The sequence below is a fragment of the Pontibacter silvestris genome, from assembly GCF_020907275.1.
Taxonomy (GTDB): Bacteria; Bacteroidota; Bacteroidia; order Cytophagales; family Hymenobacteraceae; genus Pontibacter; species Pontibacter silvestris.
The window spans coordinates 14,128-36,635 of the sequence record NZ_JAJJWI010000032.1 but is presented as its reverse complement, the minus strand read 5'-3'; the positions used below and the strand labels follow the sequence as shown (position 1 = coordinate 36,635).

Sequence of the window (22,508 nt, the reverse complement as noted above, 5' to 3'; positions counted from 1 at the left end):
CATCATTACTTCTGAAGGAATACCCTTTATGAATAGAGGTATAACTATAACAAGCTATCTAGTAAAAGGAAACCCTGAAGGTATTAGTTTATCATATGTTTCAAATTAGACTGGTCAGGCAATCAAAATACCAAGAAACTCTTTCTTTGACGCTAAAGATTTCATTGAGTTAAACAGACCAGGGATTTACTTTTTAATTGGTTTCAATGAAGAAAGCCCTGATGAAACACTTATTTATATTGGAGAGGCAAATTACTTATTTGCACGGATTACTTTTCATATGAGAGATGATAAGAAGTCTTTTTTTGAATTGATAATTGCGTTTAGTTCAAAAGATGATAATGTGACCGTTTCTCATACAAAATATTTGGAGGCAAAAGTGTTACCAGAGACCATTGAAAAAACTGGTTACACAATTATGAATAAAAAGGACGGGAACAAAATAAGTTTACCTCAAATGGTCAAAGACGAGATGGATACATATTTTGATAACATGAAAATCTTGTTACCAACCATAGGGTTTGATTTCTATAAACCCAGTAATAGCAACTTAGTAAAGTTATCTACAAAAAACAGAGATGATAAATTATTTTTAGAAGTTGGTGATATTAAAGCATCGTCTAGACTAATTTCAAATGGAGTACTAGTCTTAAAAGGGAGCTTGATGAAAGAAAACGAGATTCCCGCTTTAGCACCTACATATTCTAATATAAGAAGAGGTTTGATTGAAAAAGGGTATGTACAGAAAACAATCAGAGGATTAGAGTTTATTCAAGATTATGAATTCTCAAGCCCTTCACAAGCAGGTGCAGTAATCTTAGGGTATTCAGTAAATTGACGTGTTTTGTGGAAAGATAATGATAACAAACCGCTTAAAGAAATTGAAGAAGATAAAATAAACAATACTCCTAGAAATGCATAAAATTAATTAACTCAGAAGCTTCTATTATTATCTAGCTGTTTATTGTACTTCCTAAAAACTTAATTGTATTTGTTAAATTCCCGTTCAACAAGTTAACTGCGGCAGCCTCCTTACCAGCTCCGATTCCAGCCGCAACACCGGAAACTGTTGCAGCACATCCAGAAACTCTGAAAACAGGTGCGTGTTATCCGCTATGTTTGAGAAATAAGCTATCAGTACATCCTTTTCAGGTATTCGGATGACAAGATTGCTGAAGCCGCTGGTGTTGCCGCTGTGGTACATTTCGGTAGAGCCATCGGCACGTTTCGAGCAGAACCAGCCCATGCCGTAAAACCAGTTATTATTTGTTTCAATAGGGTGAGACACATTATCCAGTACAGGTAAGATATGAAAAGGGCCAGGTGTAGTTAGCGCCTGGTGCCATTTCTGGTAATCCTGAAGAGAAGTATAAACACAACCATCGCCCATGGTGGCAGTACAGGTACTCTGATCGGAAAAAAGGTAATCTTCTGTTGCCTCCCTGGCATAACCCATGGCTCTGTTCAACATCTGTTTACTACTCTTATATAGTGTAGATGCATGCATATGCAAAGGCAGGAAAATGTTCTCCTGCAGAAAAGTAGCATAAGGTAAACCGGAAACCCTCTCCACCACCAATGCCAGCAGTACAAAACCTGTGTTACTATACCTGTACTTTGCCCCTGGAGTAAAATAAGTCTCGGTTAAAGGTGCTATCAATTGCAATATCTCCTCATCCGTTACCTGTTTTTCAGAAGTCTCCTCTATAAAATTTTCGTAATCGAATAATCCGGATGTATGCGTGAGCAGGTGGCGCAGTGTAATGTTAGCAGCTATAAGGGCAAATTCTGGGAAAAACTTTAAAAGCGAATCTTCATATGAAAGCTGTCCCTGTTGCTCCAGCTGAGAAATACCCATAGCCGTAAACTGCTTCGAGACAGAGGCCATTCTAAAGTTTGTTACAGAAGTAATCTTCTTACCTCCGGCTAAGTCTGCCAGTCCAAACCCTCTTTCATAAAGCACATCACCACCCACAGATATATGCAAGGCAGCACCGGGTTTGTCTGCCGCATAAGTTGTATCCATCAAGGTATCAAAAGAATCCTGAAGAGAAGTAAGATTCATGTATAAATGTTGTTCGATAGTAGTAAGGTAATAACCACAGATTCTTCGCCACAGAGAAACCAGCTTACCAGATTATATTGGTGCATGCTCATTGGCCTCGTTTAAATTTCTGCGTTAGGCGAATATAACTATAATCATAAGGCAGCACAATTATCTGAAGCTTATTACACTCAAACCTTTTCTCCTATTTCTGGGGACTTTGTCTTAACTCTTACTGCCAGATTCCGTTTTATTGCTTGAACATTAATCTATGTATTATGAACCAAGCTGAAGAAAACAAACCTGATACACAACAAGATCCACAAAAACAGTACAAGCAGCCTCCTTTTCCGGAGCAACAGCAAAATGTGCCTGGTTCTGAGCAGGAAATGACACCGAAGCCGGACCACGGCGAAGAAACATATAAAGGGTCAGGCAAACTTGCCGGACGAAAAGCTATTATCACAGGTGCTGACTCTGGTATTGGTAAAGCTGTGGCTATTGCCTTTGCACGCGAAGGCGCTGATGTGCTTATTGCTTACCTTAACGAAGATGACGATGCCAAAGAAACAGCTAAATATGTAGAAGAAGCAGGGCAGAAAGCTGTTTTAGTGCCAGGCGACATTCAGAACGAAGAGCACTGCAAGCAGATAGTACAGCGTGCCGTTAAAGAATTCGGACAGGTCGATATACTGGTGAACAATGCAGCTTTTCAGATGACGCGTGAGTCGCTTCAGGAGGTACCTAGCGAAGAGTGGGACCGTACATTCCGCACCAATATTTATGCTATGTTTTACCTGTGCAAAGCAGCCGAACCGCACATGAAGCCGGGTAGCACCATTGTAAACACCACTTCTGTAAATGCATACCAGCCTACGCCAACGCTACTGGCTTATGCTGCTACAAAAGGAGCTATACAAAACTTTACGGCAAACCTGGCGCAACTTTTGGCAGAAAAAGGTATACGCGTAAACTGCGTGGCTCCGGGCCCAATCTGGACTCCGCTTATTCCGTCTACTATGCCGGAAGACAAAGTAAAACAATTTGGTAAGAGCGTTCCAATGCAGCGAGCTGGCCAGCCAGCTGAACTTGCTCCGGTATATGTTCTGCTGGCTTCCCAGGAGTCAAGCTATATATCTGGTGCTACTATACCTGTTACCGGGGGTAAACCAACAATTTAAGACTCTACTGCTAAAAAAACACTCACAGGTCTTTTAGATTGCGAGGTTAAGATAAGAAAGGCTCTCACAGCATAGGTTCTGTGAGAGCCTTTTTTTGTACTGCCTGCATACGTCACGAGACAGAATAGTATTAAAACTTCTCCTCTACTCCCAGCCCAAACAACGCAAAATCGTACTTCACCGGGTCTGCCGGGTCAAATGTTCTCAGGTGTTCAGTCAGTTCTTCGGCAGTCATCCAGTCCATGCCTTTACGGGTAATAAGACCAAGCCGACGAGCCACGCGTTCTACATGCACATCACATGGACAAACAAGGTCAGACATTTTCATGGTGTTCCAGATGCCAAAGTCAACACCACCGTTGTCGCTGCGTACCATCCAGCGCAGGTACATGTTCAGTCGCTTACAGGCTGATTTTCTGGCTGGCGTAGAAATATGTTTTCGGGTACGATGTGGTGCCTCCTCTAGGCTGAACACGGTATTATGAAAATGCTCCAGCCGTTCTTTTTGTGTCTTTACCTCGTTATGTTCTCCTGTAAAAGCGATTTCCAGGCTCTCGTGCTGCTGATAATACAGTTGAAAGAAAAACAGAAGATACAATAAGTCCGTGTCGTTAAATGTCCGGTGCTTAAAGCCAAGGAAACGCTGCAGGTCCTGCTCCTGGTGGTTCAGTATAAAATCATGGGGCGCATTATCCATCAGGTCCATCAGCTTCAGGCAGTTATTTATGATAGTTTTGCGCTGTCCCCAGGCCAGAATAGCAGCAAAGAAACCGCTTATTTCAATGTCCTGTTTTTTTGTGAAACGATGTGGAATAGAAACAGGATCATTCGGAATAAAAACAGGCTTATTATACTGCTCTACCCGATCGTCGAGAAGGGCTTTAATTGATGCAAAACTCATGTAAAGGTGTTATGGTACTTCTTTTTTATTTTAATAGCTGGTAATGTAAGATAACAGGTTCAGGTTTAAAACCAAAGCTACATTTATAAACCCACTTTAAAGCAGTAGCGGCTGCACTTTATAGGTGCAGCCGCTACTATTAATACTAATTATTCAAGCCTTTATTACACATCTACTCGTGCATATTTGGCATTACGTTCAATAAAGTCGCGGCGAGGACCTACTTCGTCACCCATCAGCATAGAGAATAAATGATCAGCTTCGGCAGCAGATTCTATCGTTACCTGCTTTAAGCTTCTGGTGCCTGGGTCCATAGTAGTGTTCCAAAGCTGCTCAGGGTTCATTTCTCCAAGACCTTTGTAACGCTGCACCCCCACACTTTCCTCTCTGCCTTTAGCAATTTCCTGTATCGCCTCAACACGGTCCTGCTCACTCCAGCAATAACGTTCTTCTTTACCTTTTTTAACCAGGTAAAGCGGAGGAAGGGCAATGTATACATATCCTTTCTCTACCAGGTCTCTCATATAACGGAAGAAGAACGTCAGGATAAGCGTACGAATGTGAGAGCCGTCCACGTCAGCATCCGTCATGATAATGATTTTGTGGTAACGCAGTTTCTCTATATTCAGAGCCTTGTCGTCGTCTGGCGTGCCAAAGCTTATACCAAGTGCCGTGATCATGTTCTTGATCTCTTCGTTTTCGTAGATGCGGTGCTCCTGTGCTTTCTCTACGTTCAGGATTTTACCACGCAAAGGCAGAATAGCCTGGAACTTACGGTCGCGCCCCTGCTTAGCAGAACCACCCGCAGAGTCACCCTCTACTAAGTAAATCTCGCAGTTTTCAGGGTTGCTATCAGAACAGTCAGCCAGTTTACCAGGCAAGCTGGTACTGGATAAAACGTTCTTACGCTGTACCATTTCGCGGGCTTTACGAGCCGCATGTCGGGCCTGTGCTGCCACAATAACTTTTTGCACAATAGTACGGGCCTCTTTTGGGTTCTCCTCCAGGTACTGAGTCAGCATTTCGCCTACAGCTACATCCACAGCACCGGATACCTCTGAATTACCCAGTTTTGTTTTTGTCTGACCTTCGAATTGTGGCTCAGCAACTTTTACAGAGATAATGGCTGTTAAACCTTCTCTAAAGTCATCACCAGTAATATCTACTTTTACCTTGTCCAGCATACCTGATTTATCGGCATAGCTTTTTAAGGTACGGGTAAGGGCACGGCGGAAACCAGCTACGTGCGTACCACCTTCAATAGTGTTAATGTTATTTACATAAGAGAAGATATTCTCGGTATAGGTCGTATTATATTGCAGGGCAATTTCAACAGGCACACCGTTTTTCTCACTCTCTACGTAGATTGGCTCCGGAATAAGCGTTTCTCTTGTTTCATCCAGATAAGTTACAAACTCTTTCAGGCCACCTTCAGAGAAGAAAGACACAGAGAGAGGTTCACCTTGCTCATTACGCTCACGCAGGTCCTGTAGATTAATACGGATACCTTTGTTCAGGAAAGCCAGTTCGCGCAGGCGGCCGGCAATAGTATCGTATTTATATTCAGTAACCGTGAAAATAGAGGCATCCGGCTTGAAATGTACAGTTGTTCCGGTTATGTCTGTTTCACCAATTTCACGCACAGGGTACTGAGGCACACCAATGTTATAGTGCTGCTCGTAAATTTTACCGTTACGGTGCACTGTCACGTGTAGGTCCGTAGAAAGTGCATTTACGCAGGAAACGCCCACACCGTGTAAACCACCAGACACTTTATAAGTGTCCTTGTCGAATTTACCACCCGCATGTAGTACTGTAAGTACTACCTCGAGCGCAGAGCGCCCTTCCTTTTGGTGAAAATCAGTAGGTATACCCCGACCATTGTCTGTTACCGAGATAGAATTATCTTCGTTTATTGTTACAGAGATTTCGTCGCAGTGGCCTGCCAGTGCTTCGTCGATGGAGTTGTCGACAACCTCCCACACCAGGTGGTGTAAACCTTTAATGCCTATATCGCCGATATACATGGCCGGGCGCTTACGAACTGCCTCCAGACCTTCTAATACCTGTATGCTATCAGCTGAATAATTATTAAATATTATTTTTTTATCTTCTACTTCACTCATGTGTGTTTCAGGGTAGATTGAATAGGTAAAATTACCACTTTTATTTCGTTTATACTATACTTTTAGGCAGTGATAGAGGTCAGAATCTTTCCTCTTATACGTTTCATTTCGGATAAACATAAAATCTTCTGTATTTTAACAATTTCAAGCTCGCTTTAGTGCCTGTAGCCTTAGCCAAGTTCTGGAAAAAGCACAAATAGAAAAGCCGCCCATACTGAGCGGCTTCTCTGAATAAAACAGGAAAAAGTATTTTATGATAAACAAATATCTTTCATTTCAATCAGGAATCACTCCCAATCAACACCTACAGTAGCCTTGCTTTAACCCTCACCCGCTCTACCACCACCCTGTTATAGTCATAATGTTCCGGCCCGTAAGGAAGCTTGCTATCCAGCTCTTGAATCCCCACTATCTCATACTTGTGTCCATCCTGCGTCAGACTGCTTAGTTTAGCTTTAGCATTTGAAAGCGCCTTCTGCATCAGCTCATGCTGTAAGGCTGTTTTCTGATCAGGATCAAAAAAGATGCGAGAAACATTTATAAAAGGTAAACTCCGTTTCAGCAAATCCTAGGTAATGCTATCATACATGCTGCTATCTTGAACAATAAGATTATATGAAACGCTTGTCTGGAACATATTCTTATTCACCTTTCGCCCCATCTGCTCCGGCATATAATTCACATAAATGTTCTCATTCATTTTCACCATTGATGGCACCTTCTGCTGCAGAGAATCCACCCAGGTTATAAACTGGTTACGCATATCAAGTGGCCCATTGTATGATAAGTTTAAACGGTAGCCACCTTCCGGCGTTTGCACCTCCGCCTCACCTATTACTTCAAGGTACTCATCATCAAACCCAGCATGTCGGCTTTCACAGCTACAGAATAATACAGCAGCACAGGCAAGGACTCCAGGAATTATTTTTTCATAGTTAAAAGATTGACATAGGGTTTATATATAGTAAAGCCACAACGAGAATCGTGCCAGAGCAATTAGAGTTCATGCATCTTATTAAACTATACACATATCATGGACTATACAACCTAATATATCTCCTACCCTTGTTTCAGCTAAAACTTTACCAGGTAGCATTCATCAGAAGCTTGGTGACTGCCTCCATTTTAGATTATGAAGTAGAAAAAAAACTGCAGAATCTAAATGTAAATTTATGCTTTACTGGCTTTAACCATTGTCTCCAACAACCAGTAACACATTATATTACAATATGTTAGGATCAACCGTGGTGTCAAAATCTGCATAACCATCTCCTATATGCATCGTTAGAGTAAAGCGTAATGAATGTATAATCTAAAACAAAGGAGGTAAAACATGTCAATGAACTTTGAAGATTATCAAAAAGACGCAAAAACATGGTTGCACCAGTTGTGTGACTATTTAGGAATAGATGATGAACAAAAGGCAGGACGTATATTCAAAGCTGTGCTTCATGCCATTCGAGATCGTATTCCGTCTGGTGAGGCAGTTCACTTAGCGGCACAGTTACCTGTAATTTGGAAAGGTATTTATTTTGATGGCTTTACGTTACACAATGCACCTGTTCGTATCAGGGATGAAGAGCAGTGGCTGGAGTTTATTCGCTCTAAGGATGCCTTTGCAGCAAACGCTGACTTCCCTACCCTGGACCACACGTACTATGCATTTCAGGATGTTATGAACTTTTTACGGGATCATATTTCTGAAGGCCAGTATAACCAGATTGCCCAGGCACTGCATAGCGAAATTGAAGTTCCGGCCTAGTATAGAAGAAAACAAACAAAGCTTTTAAGAAGGTCTGACTACGGTCGGGCCTTTTTTATTGTGAAGCTTTGGCAGCCCATGATTTCTGTACTGAGGACTACATCAGTAAAACCTAAAACTTAAAAAAAAGTTAATATACCTGATTGAGATGAGTTACTTGATGCTAAAATTCCCATTACTCGCCTATGCCACTTAACAATAGAAGTTTCAATAACAAAAACACTAAGCTTAAATCAGTAAGACAAAGCTATAATCAGCCTCAAACATCCAGGCTTAAAACAAAACTTAACCAGAGAAGAACTAAGAAAAAAATTTCTCAGAACACTGCTGTAAAAGGAGCTGAAAACAGGCTGAAGAATTTCAGACAGGCTTCTGTGTTAGCCGTTGCCCTGACTGGTTTTATACTGCTGATATTCTCACCCAGCGAAGCAGGTCTTGCGCAGGATGCTCCCCAGCAGGAAGATGCACCAGATTCAGTAGCCGTTATAGATGAGGTAGCAGCAGATGAAACGGCAAGCGCTGACAGTTTAGACGCACCCTCCAGCAAAGAGGCAGCAGATGAGGCCATTGGCGCTCTTCAGGATATGTGGGACAGCTTTTATTATAACTTTCCCAAAATTATAATTGCTATTGTTACGCTTATACTGGCCTGGCTGTTAGCAAGGCTTTTACGTATGCTGCTGCACAGTTTAATAGGACGCTGGCATAGTTCCAGTGCAATTATTTCGCTAGTAAATATATCAGTATGGTTATTTGCCATAGGTATAGCTTTTAGTGTGGTAGCAGGTGATATTCGTGCCTTATTAGGCTCCTTTGGTTTAATAGGCCTGGCACTTTCATGGTCGCTGCAAACACCTATCGAGAGTTTTACAGGGTGGCTGCTGAACTCATTTCAGGGCTACTATCGCGTAGGTGACCGAATAAGAGTAGGTGAAGTTTTTGGAGATGTGTACCGTATTGATTTCCTGACTACCACTGTCTGGGAAATTGGAGCACCTTACCAGTCTGGCTTTGTACAGGCCGAACAACCTACCGGCAGGCTCGTTACCTTTCCGAACAATGAGATCTTATCAGGCACTGTCATAAATCTTACAGGTGATTTTCCTTATGTGTGGGATGAGCTGGCAATAGCTGTAGCAAACGAATCAGACATTCAGCTCTCGATGCAGGTACTGGAAAATGTGGCGCTGAACCTCTTAGGAAGTTATATGGAAGAACCCGCCCGTCAGTACAGTCAATTGGTTCAGAAAGCCGGTTTGGGAGATTTTGTAAATGAAAAGCCACAGGTTTTTTTGTCTTTAGATGACTCCTGGACAAACGTTATTATCCGCTACCTGGTAGGTGCCCGTGAGCGAAGAAAATGGAAAAGCGAATTAATCTTCCGTACCAGCCAGGAGTTAGCTAAACCTGAATATATGAACAGGATCATTCCAGTGTATCCGCGCCAGCAGGTGCAGTTTATAAATCCTAATGGTGCACCGGCGGAGGTTAAAACCTTTGGAGCAGAAGGTGAATAGTACAGTAAAAACTTACCTACGCCTTATCAAAACAAGGTGTGGTTACTCCTTTATTTAAATATTTCAGGAAGTTGCAAAACGCTATTTATTACATGATTACTTGGCGATACCATTCAGTATTAAGTCAACTACGGCTTCGATTCTTAAATCAATGTCAGGATAGCCTTTGTCAACGAATAGAGGTAGCTCCAGCCCACGTAGTGAGCAAACAACGGTATAAGCCAAAAGATCAATGTCATTAGGACTTAAAGGCTTGAACTCTCCGCTCTCCACGCCTTCTTTAAGCAGATTTTTGATAAAACTTATTTCAGTAAGATCGTATCTTTTCCTTATTTTATTTATAACCTCAAAACTTTCACATATAGGTATTCCTGTTGTCTCTTTTAAAGTGATTTTTTCTTTAACAGTTTTGATATGGGTCACAGAATATGCTTTCAATTTTTCTTTAGCATTTGGAGCATCATTAATTGCCTCCTTAACCTTAGCAAACACATCATGCATCTCATCCATTACCACTGCTTCATAAATCTCATCCTTACTTTTAAAGTAGTAATAAAGCGTACTTTTCCCTTTGCCTAAAGCACCTGCAATTTCATTCATTGTGGTTTTTTTTAAGCCATATTTCCGAAACAGTACCTGTGCTGCTTCCTTGATCTCTTGAATTACTTCTTCGTCTCTTTCTGGAATAGCCATTTAGTGAATAATTATGTATTAATAAAGGTGCAGTCTTATAAAGTACAGCACTTTATATGTGAAAGATATTATTGTATAGCCTGCGTAAACCGTTGCACAACTGAATACACAGCCCCTCGCTTCGACATCTGCCAATTAAACAGAGTAATGCCACTTATTGCACACACAATACCTGCTAATACATCAAGCACATAATGGTGTGACGTGTAGACAGCAGAAAACCAAATACCTGCCATTATGGTAGCAAACAATATGTTTATAGACCCTAGTTTATTTTTTACAGCATAATAGAAAACAATAAGCGGATAAGCTGAATGCAAAGACGGCATGGCGGCAAAAACGTTAGACCCTTTGGCATAGATCGAGCTAAACAATGTTATATGAAAGAACGCGTCAAACCTTGCCAGCCCAGCAGTGTTTCCGGGAGTAGCAGCTATAAAATCAAAACCGAAGTACTGCACATACCAGGGTGGAGCCGCCGGAAACAGGTAATATACAACAAAACCTAACAGGTTTACTAAAAGAAATGTAAGAGCAAAATATATAAACTGCTTCCTCTTTTTAAAGAAAAGGAAAACAGCAAAAGCCAGTGGTACAGGAACCCAGGTAAGGTAAAACACCCCACTCATTACATCCAGCACGGGGTTACTACACTTTATCCAGAACTCATTTGGCGTAAGGACAGTACCGCCACTTTGTATGCCGAATACAGATTTCTCTAAGTTATACAGGCTCTCGATATGCACTGGGTTGAACCAGTAGTTTGGGAAAGCCTTCATGTAGTCATATAAAATCCAGTACACGATAAACACAGAGAAACCCGTAATAAACTTACGCGTAACAGGTGAAATAAAATACAGGCCATTCACCAGCCCAAGAAGTACCAACTGATCCTGCTTAAAGCCAACAAGAAAGTAAGACAACAGCAAATAGCCTGCTGACAGTAAGATTAAAACCAACACGTTTTTACGTGATATTGCTTTCTTTTCTTCTGCTGTTGCAGAGATAGTATCCATTTACTTTTTTAGAAAATCAGAACCAAAAACTTTATCCCAGAATGAAGAGCTTACCCCATACCCTTTTGTGGCATCGGCATAGTGATGCAGCATGTGGTGCTTTTTAAGTTTCTTCCAGAACTTACCTTTAAAATTGAAGTGATGCAGGGCATAATGAGAGATATCGTAGAATAGGTAACCTACCAGGAAAGCCGCAAAAAAAGAATACAATGGGGCTCCGGACAACACCAGCGAGAAGAGAAGGTAAAGAATAGTAGCCATCGGTATGCTGGCCGAAGGAGGCATCACCAGCCGCTTTGCATCACTTGGATAGTCGTGGTGCACACCATGAAAAATAAAGTGTAGGCGCAACCCCCACTCGGACTCTGGTACGTAATGGAACACGAAACGGTGCAGCAGGTACTCTGTAAGTGACCAAACAAACAGCCCCAGCAGTACATAACCCAGGAAGCTAAGAGCGCCCAGTTGTTCTACAAAAAGAGCTTTCCAGCAAAAGAACAAAATAACCGGCACATAAATAAACAACGGCACGGTAAAATGAACTTTAGACAAGGCTTCCATCCAGTCATATCTAAACATCCTGGTGGATTCTGTTGAATTGGAAATGAAGTGCTTTTTCATGGTAATTAAGGTTTAAAGCGTTCAGATACCACTTTGCCTGTCACAGCATCAGTACCTTTCAACTCGAAATACAAAACATTAGGAACCCAGAAAGTGCCGCCCTCAATACGAACAAATATCCTGTTCAGTATCGCCTGTTTATCATTGATTGTAGCATAAACGTGGAACTTCCCATTAGTTCCTTTCCGCAGGTACAGCGGCAGCTTAGAGTAACAAACAAACTTTAGCTCATAACTGTCTTTACCCAGCTTTTTACTATTAAGTCCATAGGCAAACTTGCGCTGAATGTAATTCAGTTCCTTTCTTTCTCCCCCATCAGCGTACCTGATCCAAAACGGGTGAATAGGGTCCTTTTCATCCGGAATACCCTGCTCCAGCAGATTCAGTTCATAGACAACTGTGTTAGCATTTGGGTCTCGCTGTACGTAAAACATCATGTTCCTGATGCCTTTAGGTACAGGCAGAGTGTCCTGCACATTTACTAAGACCGTATCTGAAGCTGTAGCCTCTGTACCCCGCAAGCAGCAAAGCATCAGCAACACAACAACTGAAATTATTTTTTTTTTCACTCCTGCTTTACAAATCACTATGCCACTATTTCCTTTTTCTCAAGTTCCCTTTTGGCATCCATCAGCCTGTTCACAGCAGTAATGTTTGTCATTACGGCCATCACAGTGATAGGCAGTGTAAACACTGACATCGTCTCAAAAATATGAAAAGGAATACCCGGCACAAACACTTTATAATCATCGCCTACAAAGGAATAAGTTATACCACAGGCAATAGCTGATAAGCCAATCAGCACTACCCGCTCCGGACGCTGCATCAGGCCACCTTTACACTCCACGCCCAGCCCTTCAGCTCTTGCCCTGGTGTAACTCACCATCATTGACCCAATCAGGGCAATAAAGGCAAACAGAGAACTTAAAAAGTAATGGTGAGCAATAAGATAATAGCAAATGCCTAAAAACATGATCATCTCACTATAGCGGTCCAGCACAGAATCATACATAGCCCCGAAAGTGGATTTCATATTGCCCAGGCGAGCCACCTGGCCGTCAAGCATGTCAAAGATCCCTGCGAACAACACCAAAGCACCTGCCCAGCCCACATATTCCAACTCTCCCCTGTTACTCGTTTCGCCACCAGCTATGAAAACTGCAGCAACCCCTATATTCAGTATTAACCCTGTAGTGGTAACGGCGTTGGGAGTAAAACCTATTTTAATCAGAAACCTGACAAAAGGATTTATTACCTTATAGATACCCTGCTGCAGTGAATCACGAAAAGTTTTTTTGCTCATATTATCAAACCTAACGAATGCTTAAAAATCAAACTTGAACCTACCTCTTATACCTATATCAGAGACATTTGGGTGCTCCAGGTAAGAAAGGCGCTTGACCACATCTATCCTAAAGAAGTTAAAGATATTGCCTATGCCTACGCTCGCCTCCATATAAGGCTTGTTCTCCAGCGTATAGGTCGCCTGCCGCCCATCCTCGAAGGTAGGAAAGCGCAGCAGGTCCGGGTTGTTCTCCGGCAGGTTCTCGCTTCGCACCTTACCATAGAGCGCCTTAAAGGTCACAAACTCCCGAAGCTTCGTCTTCTTCAGCAAAGGAATCTTATTGAAGATAAACCCGTTGAAAGTATGGTCAATGTTCACGCTGGCGTACTGGTCGCTCACAAACTCCAGGAAGTTCATCAGGTTATACGACTGCAGTTGGTAGGCGTACGTCTGGTTGGCCCGATGGATAGTCAGCAGCGGAAAAGGCACCTGCCCAAACGTATAGCCCCCCTCGGCCACCACATCGGAATAGCCCAGTTGCGAGAGGTAGACGCGCTTGTAAATGTTCAAGGCCACGTTCTGGTAGTCGTATTGCCCATCCAACAGCCCTTTCACCCCCGCCGTCGCACGGAGCGTAAGCACCGGGTAACGGTTGATGATCGGTGTCCGGTACAGCTTGCCCTGGAAGAACTGCTCATTAGGCGCCCACCGCAACTCCAGTGACACCTCCGAGGTAATCAGATTCTTTACCTCTACCGGCTCATCACCTTCCAGGCTCCCACCTGCCTGGAGGTACTGAAGCGAGCCTGCAGGAGACTGGCGCCAGTTTTTAAAGCCCACTCTGTAAGAGAAGTGGTTTTCGAACTCGTGCAGGTAATCAATATTATAGGTCTCGTTGTAGAGCCACTTGTCGTTCTCGCCCCGCTTAAAAGAAAGCAGGAAATTATCCTCCTGAACAAACTGCAGCTCCTGACCCGGAATTTTGGTGTCCTTTTGGTAGCTGGCCCGGATGGTTCTTACCGGAAACTCATATATGGACCTGTCGGTGAGCGAGTAGCTACCACCCAAGTAATACTTCCATTTCTCGTCCTTGAAACCATAGGCAGCGTAAGTCTCCAGCATGTACTTCTTGCTGAAGTTGGTGGTTGTGCGGCCACCCAGCCTTAACCGGAAACCCTCCACCGGATTAAAGCTATAGAAGGTATTGATGGGGCCTATCTCAATGTTGGGACCAAGCCTCTTATAACCTGCTATCAGTGCAGTTCCCCAATCCATCATCCGCTGGAACGACTTCATTTTTACAAGGCTGTCGATGTTGGAATAGGTATTGCGCTCCACGGCAGAAAGAGAATCGTGCCTGCTGCTTAGCCAGAAGCTTTCATCTTTGGCCTTAGCGTCGCCGGTTTGCACAATGGCTTCTCCTTCATAAAAAGAGAGTGGCTGCGGCTCATTGATCCGATAATCTTTATAGGAAACCACTCGCTCTCCGTAGAAGCCAGCATCACTGTTCTTGGTGATGCCGAAATCGGTATGCAGCTCACTTTTGCTAAGGTGGTACCGGCCATCGCTGTTACGTTCAAAGTCCAGGTTTATCTGCAGGTCGCGCACCCAATTGATGCTCACGCTCTTGCTTACCTCCATATCCACATGCTGCACAGCATAGGTGTCGTTCAGGGTCACGTACAGCTTTCCTTTGAACATGAATGCGGCAGGGTTGCGCGGGTCAAAGCTCAGCTCTGCCAGTTGCTGCCCACTGTCAGTCGTTATCGTGTCTGTCAGGTAAAACTTGTAGAAGGTAGGAGCCATATCCGCGATCGGGCTCAGAAACTGGTTGGTCAGAATAGTGATGTTGTTGTCATAAATATCGATGTCCTGGTACATGTGCTGCATGTAAGTAGCCATGCCCTGGTTGTCGACAAACTCACCCAGGTCCACCTTCTTCTCTGCCTTAACTATTTTTTTCCTGCTCTCGGGGTTCTTTCGGTAGTAGTTCTCCGATATAAGTTCCTCCATATAGAATGGGAGCACAGCCTTGCCCTCCAGCACTGTGGTGTCCAGGTTGTTGGTTACAAAGTCAAATTTGCGCAGCAAAATGTTCTTCTTGAGTTTCTCAGGTGTACTTACTAAAGCAAGCTCCTTCTTCTCGTACTGCTCGTACTGCACATAGTCGTAGTGCTCAGGACGGTTATTGTCCTTGTTAGCCACAATCTCCCGGATAAGGTCCACAGCAGGATTATTCTTATTACTGTACTTCACCTTGCTTCTCTTGCCGGTCACTACCACCTCCTTAAGCTCCTTGGCATCGGTCTTAAGTTTCACGTTCAACGTCTGTTCCGGCCCTGCCGTTACTGGCATTGTCAACGTTTGGTAGCCAAGGTAGGAGAACTGTATCTTGCTGCTTGACTGGTTTGTCCTTAACTGGTAGTTTCCCTCAAAGTCAGTACTCGTTCCCAGACTGGTGCCCGGGATGAAAACAGAAACCCCAATCAGCGGCTCACCTGTGACAGCATCTGTCACCGTACCTTTCACTGAAGTCACTGCACTCTGTGCCATGACTGTGCTTGTACTTATTCCCAAAGAAAAAAGTATTAGGAACAAAACAAGGCTTTCTATATATTGTACATATATATTCTTACTTGAATACATATCTCTTTTGAATTATATAATTATAAAAAAAACCGACTAGTATGGATGTAACAGCCTTGGAGAAAACATAGTTAACTTCTGCATAATGAGTTAACAAAAAGACTCCAGAGGCGTTAAGAGCCAAGCTGCCATTCCAGACCATAAAGTATTTTAGTGCTTGTGTCGGTATGTTTTTGTCTATTGCATTAAAAACCCAGGTTCTTCCGAGAGAGAAATGTACAACCCCACCGGAAATAGTACCTATGATGGTGGCCGCCAGATACCAGCAGCCGAAGAGTTCCACAGCGATGATCGTCACCAGAAAATCGGCAGCAGATGCTACTATGGAAGCAGCCTGTGCCTTCAGGAAGGTGAACATTTAGAGTATATTGAAGTATAAAAAAAGATGTAGTACTACATTGGTGTAGATGCCTGCCACTACATCATCCAGCATCACGCCCCAACCGCCACCTATTCTTTCCATTCTTCTAATAAAAAGGGGCTTCACAATGTCAAAAAATCTGAAAAGAACCAATCCTAAGATCAGGTAATTAAGTGTGACGGGTAAAAACAAAAGGCTGATGCACATGCCTGCTACCTCGTCTATCACTACTTTCTTGTCGTCTTTGCCCCAAATGGGCTCCACCTCATTGGCAGACCAGACACCTAAGCTTGTTAACAGTACAGTAATGATAAGTTGCCACAGCACAAGCTGGCCTCCACCAGCCCTGTTTATAAGGAACCAGCAAAGACAGGTGGCGACAGCGGCTACTGTACCTCCTCCCTTGCCTACATACCCGATACCCAGGCTGGTAGAAACTAGTTTGTGTACTTTAATCATGCTGTTATTACTACAGCGACTCTACCAGTTCCTGGTAATAGTCCAGTCCAAGGTGCGTGATCAGATCCTCTCCCATCATATGACGGAGTGTGTTCTGCATTTTTATAAGCTGCTTAAAGATGTCGTGCTCTGGCTTCAGGCCTTCTGCAGTTTGCGGAGACTTGTAGTAGAACGACAACCACTCCTGAATACCGCTCATACCGGCACGTTGTGCCAGGTCAGTAAACAGGGCAAGGTCAAGAACAAGTGGCGCAGCCAGAATAGAGTCACGGCACAAGAAGTTGATCTTGATCTGCATCGGGTAACCTAACCATCCAAAGATGTCGATGTTGTCCCAGCTTTCTTTGTTGTCACCGTGAGGAGGATAGTAGTTGATGCGTACTTTGTGGTACATATCTCCATACAATTCAGGGTTTGACTCCGGACGGAAAATTTCATCCAGTACGCTAAGCTTAGACACTTCTTTCGTTTTAAAGTTATCAGGATCATCCAGAACCAAGCCGTCGCGGTTACCAAGAATGTTAGAAGAAAACCAACCTTTTACACCCAAAGCTCTTGCATGCAGACCAGGGGCAAGAATGGTTTTCATTAATGTCTGCCCAGTCTTGAAGTCTTTACCAGAGATTGCCACCTCATTCTGAAGTGCCAGCTCTATAATAGCAGGAATATCTACTGTTAGGTTTGGAGCTCCGTTAGCAAAAGGTACTCCCATTTTAACTGCAGCATAAGCATAAATCATGCTTGGAGAAATGCGTGGATCGTTGTTACGAAGTCCTTCCTCAAAATTAGCGACAGTAGCATGCACATCAGCAGGCTCAGTGTAAATTTCTGTAGACCCACACCATACTACTACCAGGCGATCGCATCCATTCTCCTCTTTAAAGGTACGCATGTCTTCCATCAGCGCCTCTGCCAGCTCGTATTTGCTTGCCGCTTCTTTTACATTAGTGCCGGTCAGGTTCTTGGCATAAGACTTATCAAACACAGCTTTCATAGGCACAATAGCCTCCAGCTCAGGCTTAATAGCCTGTAACAGACTCGGCTCAAGCACTTTAGCAGTTACAGCCGCCTCATACACGTTATCATCGTATACATCCCAGCCACCGAACGCAATGTTGTTCAGTCCTGCCAATGGAACGAAATCCTTGATAAGCGGATAGCGGTTCTCTGTGCGCTTGCCCAGACGTATGCTGCCCATTTGCGTGAGTGAACCAACTGGTTGAGCAATCCCTTTTTTGATAGCTTCCACACCCGCTATAAAGGTGGTAGCCACGGCTCCCAAACCCGGGATAAGTATACCCAGGCGCCCTTCGGCATTTTTAATTTGATATTCCATTCTATTTAATATATCAAAAACTATATTTAAATCTTATAACCACTTATGCTCTTTGTACCACCGCAACGTCTGCGAGAGTCCTTTTTCCAAGTCATACTCAGGCATAAAGCCTAAATCTTTCTTTATTCTGTCGATGCTGCAATTCCAGTTCTCGGCAGTTAACTCATTTAACTTTTCTTTATTCAGCACCGGCACTTTTTCGCCATTCGCATAAGCTGTTTCCAATACCTTCGCCACTATCCTCACCACACTCATTGGCAAATGAACCCGTACCGCTTTTTTGCCTAATAAGCGCTTTGTAATATCAGCCAGCGCATAACGATTATAACTGTTCCCGTCGGAAACATTATAGCTTACATGGTTTTCTTTGGCTTTTAATGCCTCCAAAGCCACTTTTGCCAGATCTGCCACATAAACAAAGCTCAGCCGCTGCATCTGCCGGCTAATGTAAGGATCTAGTCCTTTATTCAGCGTTTTCATGAGAATAAAGATATCTTTCTCTCTTGGTCCATAAACTGCAGTAGGCCTCAGAACCACTAAAGGAAGCTTCTTGATCTCTGACAAGTACTTTTCTGCCAGCAACTTGCTTCTTCCATAACCTGTCACCGGCTGTGCAGGGCTTAATTCATGTATTGGTGCCGCATCTTTATAGGCAATAGGCCCAAGCGCAGCCAAACTACTGACAAACACAAACTTCTTCAGCAGAATATCCGCATCTGAAGCGGCTAAAGCCAGGTTCTTTGTAAATTCAGCATTTACTTTGTTATACTCCTGTTCGCTTCTGGCTTTGGTTATGCCAGCCGCATGTATAATGTACTGATACTGTTTTTCCTCCAGTTCTTGCTTTAGCGCATTAACATTAGAAAAATCGAGAGAAGTAAATTTTAGGTCAAAAGGCTTTAAGTGTGCCACCTCACTGGATGGGCGTACGGCGGCATAAACCTCCAGCCCTGCCTGCAAGGCAGCCTCAATAAGATGGTAGCCTACAAACCCACTTGCCCCCGTTATCAGTATGCGTTCGCTCATATTGATTTTTCGTAGATCCTGTACCTTTTATAAGGTTTAGCATCCATGTTCAGCAGTCCCTGGTTCATTAAAGCATTGTTTTCCAGTATCCAGGAAGCCTCTGCCATTTTCATGTTCTTCTCGCGGTACTTCTGCATAGCAGAGCCATAAAAACAAGCTTCGATGCCAAGCTTTCGGTATCCTTCTACCACACCTAAGGCAATAATCCTGACGGCGTTGATCTTCTTCCGAAGAAGCAATAACTTAAATATCCCTGTCGGCAAAAGGCGTCCTTTTTTGATTTTCTTAAACACCTGGTTAATATCAGGGATAGCCAATGAAAAGCCGACCATTTTACCCTTATGTTCTGCTATCAGGCAGAAGTCAGGATCTATAACCATTTTCAGGTCTTTTGCCATATGGTCAAATTCCTTGGGGGTCATTGGTACAAACCCAAGGTTTTTGTCCCAGGCAGTATTGTAAATCTCTCGCAGGCTTGCTGCTTCTTCGTTAAATCTCTTCAGGTTGATCGGCCTGATGATAATATCTTTCTGCTCTAGCCGTTTTCTAATTACTTCCGATAACCTGTAAGGCTTATCGTTGTAGTTCTCAGCCAGGAACTGGTATGCCAACAGATCCACCTTCTTTTGAAAGCCCAGCTTTTCAAGCAGCTGCATATAGTAGCTATAATTATAAGGCATCATGGCTACTGGTGAACTGTCGAAACCTTCCACCAACAGACCGCATGTTTCGTTAGTGGAAAAATTCATAGGCCCAATCACAGATTCAGCACCTTTTCCAACTAACCATTGATGCACCTCCTTAAACAGCATGTCTGCCACTTCACCATCATCTACACAGTCAAAAAAGCCGAAAAAGCCATCTTGTGTATTGTTGAAAGCATTATGGTTATTGTTTAGTATTGCGGCTATTCTTCCTACTACTTCCCCATCCTGATAAGCCAGGTACAGCTGTATAGAAGAATGTTCATGAAAAGGATGTTTGCCTGGTGTAAGCAAATCCTTTTGTGCTATATAAAGCTCCGGTACATAATAGGGATCATCTTTATACAACTGATGCGGAAAGTCAATAAAGGCTTTGAGCTTTTGTTTTGAATCAACTTGCTCTACTCGCTTCATATGCTGTTTTGGGAGTATCTACTCCTATTAGTTTAAAAGCATGCGAAATTTTTGTAACAGCTTCCTCTATTTGGCTAAACGTGTGTGTTGCCATAATTGAAAGCCGAATCAACGTAGAGTCAGCAGGCACAGCCGGAGCCACTACAGGGTTTACAAAAACGCCATTGTCCTGCAGCACCCGTGTTACCTGAAAAGTCTTATCATTATCTCTTATATAGATTGGAATGATAGGAGACTCTGTTGGTCCTAATTCTAATCCTTCCTCCTGCAAGAGTTTTATGGCATACCTAGTATTATCCCACAACTGCTCCAGACGCTCTGGTTCAGATTGAATAATATCAAGGGCAGCAATAGTGCTGGCTACAGATGCCGGAGACATGCTGGCACTAAAAATCAGAGACCGTGCATGCGTCTTTAGGTATTGAATAGTATCATGGTCGCTGGCAATAAACCCTCCTAAAGAAGCAAAGGACTTACTGAAAGTACCCATTATAAGATCCACCTGGTCTGTAAGCCCAAAGTGAGAGGCTGTACCAGCACCTTGCTCTCCAATTACGCCAAGTCCATGTGCATCGTCTACCATAATACTACCGCCATAGCGCTCAGCCAGGGCCACCAGTTCAGGCAGCTTCACAATGTCACCTTCCATGCTGAACACACCATCGACCACAATCAGCTTGATAGCATCTATTGGCAGCTTACTTAGCTTTTGCTCCAGGTCCTTCATGTCGTTATGCTTATACTTAAGCACCTTAGAGAAAGACAGCCTGCTGCCATCAATAATAGAAGCATGGTTGAACTCATCTAAAATGATGTAGTCGTTGCGGCCCGTAAGACTGGAAATAACGCCCAGATTAACCTGAAAGCCTGTACTAAATACCAGGGCAGCATCTTTGCCTACATATTCTGCCAGTCTGTTTTCCAACTCCAGGTGAATATCGAGGGTGCCGTTCAGAAACCTTGAGCCGGCACAACCTGTACCGTATACCTCAATAGCTCTTGTAGCGGCTTCTTTTACTTTTGGGTGATTGGTTAATCCTAAATAAGCATTAGAACCAAACATCAATACTTTTTTTCCCTCTATAATTACCTCTGTATCCTGAGCTGACTCGATAGACCTGAAATATGGGTATGCTCCCTCCGCTTTAGCCCTTTCTGCTGCCTTGTAAGCGGCACTTTTTTCGCGAGCAATGATCATCTCGCGTAACTTATTGCCCATCTGCGCCTGTGTTAAATTACTGAAAATGCTATACTTAACTTTTAACAATGGCCTAATATACTACTTATGTCTGTCTGTCTAAAGCTCTATTCCTAGAATTTATAATAAAATCAGTATTTTTATCACTTTAAGCATTCAAGCTTTTTTCTTACTGATTTCATTACAAAACAATGAGCTTCCTTCAGGCCCATCAGGCTGAGATTTAGAAGTTACATAATTCGTAAAATCATCCACTATACACAGAGAAGCATACCCAGTTATTGACCTAACACTTCATGTTCAATTTCCGGACTGTTATCTATTATAGTAACAATCTTAAGACCACATATACAAACCTGATTTATGTTCCAGTTGGTTAGTCATAGGAGATACTGCTGTATATCCAACCCTAAATATTAGATAATCACAATGGAACGTTAGACCAAATATGTATAACGGTCCAAAATTATATAACTTTATCTAATTCCAAAAACAAACCTTCTTAAATTTTATATTCAGAATGGATTCATGTCTGAAATACGTTTGCCTAAGCTTAGTAATAAGCTGATTCACAGGGCATTATTTTTTATAATCAGGCACTACTTTTTTTTACAATTATTTAACCTTGATTATTGAGAGCAGGTAGTAAAATTTGTTATAGAAGTAATTATGATAAGTAGTCTTTATTTTTTGCATGAAATTTATTACTGCTATACAGATAAAGCCCTGAAAAAAACTTAAGATATTCTTTTCAGGGCTTTATCTGTATAGCAGTAAGTAAGGCAACATCCTTAAGCTGAAACTTTACATAGCTTTTACAACATAGTAGTCGCTTAAACAGGCTCTACTCCTACTTCTGCAAACAGTTGATGCGCCTCGTCAATTATCTGGTTTAGCTCTTCCTTATTTACATCAGGATTTTTCCACAGTTTCCGATCCAGCTGCATTAATGGACTAAAGTATTTGGTTCCCCAGCTATCATTTGCCACTTTCCTGATTGCAGCAGAAACTCCAAATTTAACATCGTGTCCAACCCCTTCACCTGTGTTATCATCATAAATCCCGAAATAAGCCAAGCCAAAAGGATCACGGTTTCTGGGGCAGTTAAAAGCCAGCATTACCAAGTATTCATAGGCTATACTTGGGTTATAGTCTTCTTTCTTATTTACGCTATCCATTTAAGTGGAAATCTAACTTTTATAATTCTAGAGGAGTTGT

The 22,508-nt window shown here is 42.8% G+C and carries 22 protein-coding genes; 4 read left to right on the top strand and 18 right to left on the bottom strand.

Features of this window, described 5'->3' with window-relative positions; translation table 11 throughout:
* Nucleotides 1-280: 280 nt before the first annotated feature.
* Nucleotides 281-838 carry a DUF4357 domain-containing protein gene (locus tag LN995_RS19520; protein WP_229962772.1) on the top strand — a complete coding sequence of 186 codons (558 nt, stop codon included), beginning with the start codon at nucleotides 281-283 and terminating at the stop codon, nucleotides 836-838.
* A gap of 168 nt (nucleotides 839-1,006) precedes the next feature.
* On the opposite strand, the gene LN995_RS19515 is transcribed toward LN995_RS19520, so the two are convergent.
* A complete protein-coding gene (locus LN995_RS19515; protein ID WP_229962771.1) occupies nucleotides 1,007-2,065 on the bottom strand; it encodes a serine hydrolase domain-containing protein in 1,059 nt (352 codons plus the stop codon).
* Nucleotides 2,066-2,322: 257 nt separating this feature from the next.
* On the opposite strand from LN995_RS19515, the gene LN995_RS19510 reads away from it, so the two are divergent.
* Nucleotides 2,323-3,225 (top strand): SDR family oxidoreductase, encoded by a 903-nt coding sequence (locus tag LN995_RS19510; RefSeq protein WP_229962770.1) that lies wholly within the window; start codon nucleotides 2,323-2,325, stop codon nucleotides 3,223-3,225.
* Between the two features lie 130 nt (nucleotides 3,226-3,355).
* On the opposite strand, the gene LN995_RS19505 is transcribed toward LN995_RS19510, so the two are convergent.
* The 4 genes from LN995_RS19505 to LN995_RS19490 all read right to left on the bottom strand — a co-directional run bounded on the left by LN995_RS19505 (nucleotide 3,356) and on the right by LN995_RS19490 (nucleotide 7,072).
* Entirely contained in the window at nucleotides 3,356-4,126 is a 771-nt protein-coding gene (locus LN995_RS19505) for a TIGR02757 family protein (RefSeq protein ID WP_229962769.1), read from the bottom strand.
* Nucleotides 4,127-4,290: 164 nt separating this feature from the next.
* Nucleotides 4,291-6,252, bottom strand: coding sequence for a DNA topoisomerase (ATP-hydrolyzing) subunit B (gene gyrB / locus LN995_RS19500; RefSeq protein WP_229962768.1), 1,962 nt, complete (start codon nucleotides 6,250-6,252; stop codon nucleotides 4,291-4,293).
* Between the two features lie 304 nt (nucleotides 6,253-6,556).
* Nucleotides 6,557-6,817, bottom strand: coding sequence for a hypothetical protein (locus LN995_RS19495; protein WP_229962767.1), 261 nt, complete (start codon nucleotides 6,815-6,817; stop codon nucleotides 6,557-6,559).
* A gap of 3 nt (nucleotides 6,818-6,820) precedes the next feature.
* On the bottom strand, nucleotides 6,821-7,072 hold the full coding sequence (locus LN995_RS19490) for a hypothetical protein (RefSeq protein ID WP_229962766.1): 252 nt from the start codon (nucleotides 7,070-7,072) through the stop codon (nucleotides 6,821-6,823).
* Nucleotides 7,073-7,585: 513 nt separating this feature from the next.
* On the opposite strand from LN995_RS19490, the gene LN995_RS19485 reads away from it, so the two are divergent.
* A complete protein-coding gene (locus LN995_RS19485) occupies nucleotides 7,586-8,014 on the top strand; it encodes a DUF2267 domain-containing protein (protein WP_229962765.1) in 429 nt (142 codons plus the stop codon).
* A 185-nt stretch (nucleotides 8,015-8,199) separates the two neighbouring features.
* Nucleotides 8,200-9,531: a mechanosensitive ion channel family protein gene (locus tag LN995_RS19480; protein ID WP_229962764.1), complete on the top strand. Its 1,332-nt coding sequence runs from the start codon at nucleotides 8,200-8,202 to the stop codon at nucleotides 9,529-9,531.
* A 96-nt stretch (nucleotides 9,532-9,627) separates the two neighbouring features.
* On the opposite strand, the gene LN995_RS19475 is transcribed toward LN995_RS19480, so the two are convergent.
* The 13 genes from LN995_RS19475 to LN995_RS19415 all read right to left on the bottom strand — a co-directional run bounded on the left by LN995_RS19475 (nucleotide 9,628) and on the right by LN995_RS19415 (nucleotide 22,468).
* A complete protein-coding gene (locus LN995_RS19475) occupies nucleotides 9,628-10,224 on the bottom strand; it encodes a TetR/AcrR family transcriptional regulator (protein ID WP_229962763.1) in 597 nt (198 codons plus the stop codon).
* Between the two features lie 68 nt (nucleotides 10,225-10,292).
* A complete protein-coding gene (locus tag LN995_RS19470; RefSeq protein ID WP_229962762.1) occupies nucleotides 10,293-11,240 on the bottom strand; it encodes a phosphatase PAP2 family protein in 948 nt (315 codons plus the stop codon).
* Nucleotides 11,241-11,861, bottom strand: coding sequence for a sterol desaturase family protein (locus LN995_RS19465; protein WP_229962761.1), 621 nt, complete (start codon nucleotides 11,859-11,861; stop codon nucleotides 11,241-11,243).
* A gap of 5 nt (nucleotides 11,862-11,866) precedes the next feature.
* Nucleotides 11,867-12,430, bottom strand: coding sequence for a DUF4833 domain-containing protein (locus LN995_RS19460; RefSeq protein ID WP_229962760.1), 564 nt, complete (start codon nucleotides 12,428-12,430; stop codon nucleotides 11,867-11,869).
* A gap of 17 nt (nucleotides 12,431-12,447) precedes the next feature.
* The gene (locus LN995_RS19455) at nucleotides 12,448-13,164 is read right to left on the bottom strand and encodes a CDP-alcohol phosphatidyltransferase family protein (protein ID WP_229962759.1); all 717 of its coding nucleotides are present in this window, start codon (nucleotides 13,162-13,164) and stop codon (nucleotides 12,448-12,450) included.
* Nucleotides 13,165-13,185: 21 nt separating this feature from the next.
* Nucleotides 13,186-15,699, bottom strand: a complete 2,514-nt coding sequence (locus tag LN995_RS19450; RefSeq protein ID WP_229962758.1) for a DUF5686 and carboxypeptidase-like regulatory domain-containing protein — start codon at nucleotides 15,697-15,699, stop codon at nucleotides 13,186-13,188.
* 79 nt (nucleotides 15,700-15,778) lie between these two features.
* Nucleotides 15,779-16,150: a GtrA family protein gene (locus LN995_RS19445; protein WP_229962757.1), complete on the bottom strand. Its 372-nt coding sequence runs from the start codon at nucleotides 16,148-16,150 to the stop codon at nucleotides 15,779-15,781.
* Complete coding sequence (locus LN995_RS19440) at nucleotides 16,151-16,612, bottom strand: phosphatidylglycerophosphatase A family protein (RefSeq protein ID WP_229962756.1); 462 nt, start codon at nucleotides 16,610-16,612, stop codon at nucleotides 16,151-16,153.
* 10 nt (nucleotides 16,613-16,622) lie between these two features.
* Nucleotides 16,623-17,948 carry an inositol-3-phosphate synthase gene (locus LN995_RS19435; RefSeq protein WP_229962755.1) on the bottom strand — a complete coding sequence of 442 codons (1,326 nt, stop codon included), beginning with the start codon at nucleotides 17,946-17,948 and terminating at the stop codon, nucleotides 16,623-16,625.
* Between the two features lie 33 nt (nucleotides 17,949-17,981).
* On the bottom strand, nucleotides 17,982-18,974 hold the full coding sequence (locus tag LN995_RS19430) for an NAD-dependent epimerase/dehydratase family protein (protein WP_229962754.1): 993 nt from the start codon (nucleotides 18,972-18,974) through the stop codon (nucleotides 17,982-17,984).
* Entirely contained in the window at nucleotides 18,971-20,092 is a 1,122-nt protein-coding gene (locus LN995_RS19425; RefSeq protein WP_229962753.1) for a GNAT family N-acetyltransferase, read from the bottom strand. Before LN995_RS19425 ends, LN995_RS19430 begins: the two co-directional genes overlap by 4 nt.
* Complete coding sequence (gene spt / locus LN995_RS19420; RefSeq protein WP_229962752.1) at nucleotides 20,070-21,311, bottom strand: serine palmitoyltransferase; 1,242 nt, start codon at nucleotides 21,309-21,311, stop codon at nucleotides 20,070-20,072. The genes LN995_RS19425 and spt overlap by 23 nt, the downstream gene beginning before the upstream one ends.
* Before the next feature lie 812 nt (nucleotides 21,312-22,123).
* Nucleotides 22,124-22,468 (bottom strand): hypothetical protein, encoded by a 345-nt coding sequence (locus LN995_RS19415; RefSeq protein WP_229962751.1) that lies wholly within the window; start codon nucleotides 22,466-22,468, stop codon nucleotides 22,124-22,126.
* Between the last annotated feature and the right edge of the window lie 40 nt (nucleotides 22,469-22,508).

What these genes read in the sequence shown, in the direction of transcription:
- LN995_RS19520 (WP_229962772.1), top strand. Translation starts at nt 281, where the DNA reads ATGAGAGATGATAAGAAGTCTTTTTTTGAATTGATAATTGCGTTTAGT.
- LN995_RS19515 (WP_229962771.1), bottom strand. Translation starts at nt 2,065, where the DNA reads ATGAATCTTACTTCTCTTCAGGATTCTTTTGATACCTTGATGGATACA.
- LN995_RS19510 (WP_229962770.1), top strand. Translation starts at nt 2,323, where the DNA reads ATGAACCAAGCTGAAGAAAACAAACCTGATACACAACAAGATCCACAA.
- LN995_RS19505 (WP_229962769.1), bottom strand. Translation starts at nt 4,126, where the DNA reads ATGAGTTTTGCATCAATTAAAGCCCTTCTCGACGATCGGGTAGAGCAG.
- gyrB (WP_229962768.1), bottom strand. Translation starts at nt 6,252, where the DNA reads ATGAGTGAAGTAGAAGATAAAAAAATAATATTTAATAATTATTCAGCT.
- LN995_RS19485 (WP_229962765.1), top strand. Translation starts at nt 7,586, where the DNA reads ATGTCAATGAACTTTGAAGATTATCAAAAAGACGCAAAAACATGGTTG.
- LN995_RS19480 (WP_229962764.1), top strand. Translation starts at nt 8,200, where the DNA reads ATGCCACTTAACAATAGAAGTTTCAATAACAAAAACACTAAGCTTAAA.
- LN995_RS19475 (WP_229962763.1), bottom strand. Translation starts at nt 10,224, where the DNA reads ATGGCTATTCCAGAAAGAGACGAAGAAGTAATTCAAGAGATCAAGGAA.
- LN995_RS19470 (WP_229962762.1), bottom strand. Translation starts at nt 11,240, where the DNA reads ATGGATACTATCTCTGCAACAGCAGAAGAAAAGAAAGCAATATCACGT.
- LN995_RS19465 (WP_229962761.1), bottom strand. Translation starts at nt 11,861, where the DNA reads ATGAAAAAGCACTTCATTTCCAATTCAACAGAATCCACCAGGATGTTT.
- LN995_RS19455 (WP_229962759.1), bottom strand. Translation starts at nt 13,164, where the DNA reads ATGAGCAAAAAAACTTTTCGTGATTCACTGCAGCAGGGTATCTATAAG.
- LN995_RS19450 (WP_229962758.1), bottom strand. Translation starts at nt 15,699, where the DNA reads ATGGCACAGAGTGCAGTGACTTCAGTGAAAGGTACGGTGACAGATGCT.
- LN995_RS19445 (WP_229962757.1), bottom strand. Translation starts at nt 16,150, where the DNA reads ATGTTCACCTTCCTGAAGGCACAGGCTGCTTCCATAGTAGCATCTGCT.
- LN995_RS19440 (WP_229962756.1), bottom strand. Translation starts at nt 16,612, where the DNA reads ATGATTAAAGTACACAAACTAGTTTCTACCAGCCTGGGTATCGGGTAT.
- LN995_RS19435 (WP_229962755.1), bottom strand. Translation starts at nt 17,948, where the DNA reads ATGGAATATCAAATTAAAAATGCCGAAGGGCGCCTGGGTATACTTATC.
- LN995_RS19430 (WP_229962754.1), bottom strand. Translation starts at nt 18,974, where the DNA reads ATGAGCGAACGCATACTGATAACGGGGGCAAGTGGGTTTGTAGGCTAC.
- LN995_RS19425 (WP_229962753.1), bottom strand. Translation starts at nt 20,092, where the DNA reads ATGAAGCGAGTAGAGCAAGTTGATTCAAAACAAAAGCTCAAAGCCTTT.
- spt (WP_229962752.1), bottom strand. Translation starts at nt 21,311, where the DNA reads ATGGGCAATAAGTTACGCGAGATGATCATTGCTCGCGAAAAAAGTGCC.
- LN995_RS19415 (WP_229962751.1), bottom strand. Translation starts at nt 22,468, where the DNA reads ATGGATAGCGTAAATAAGAAAGAAGACTATAACCCAAGTATAGCCTAT.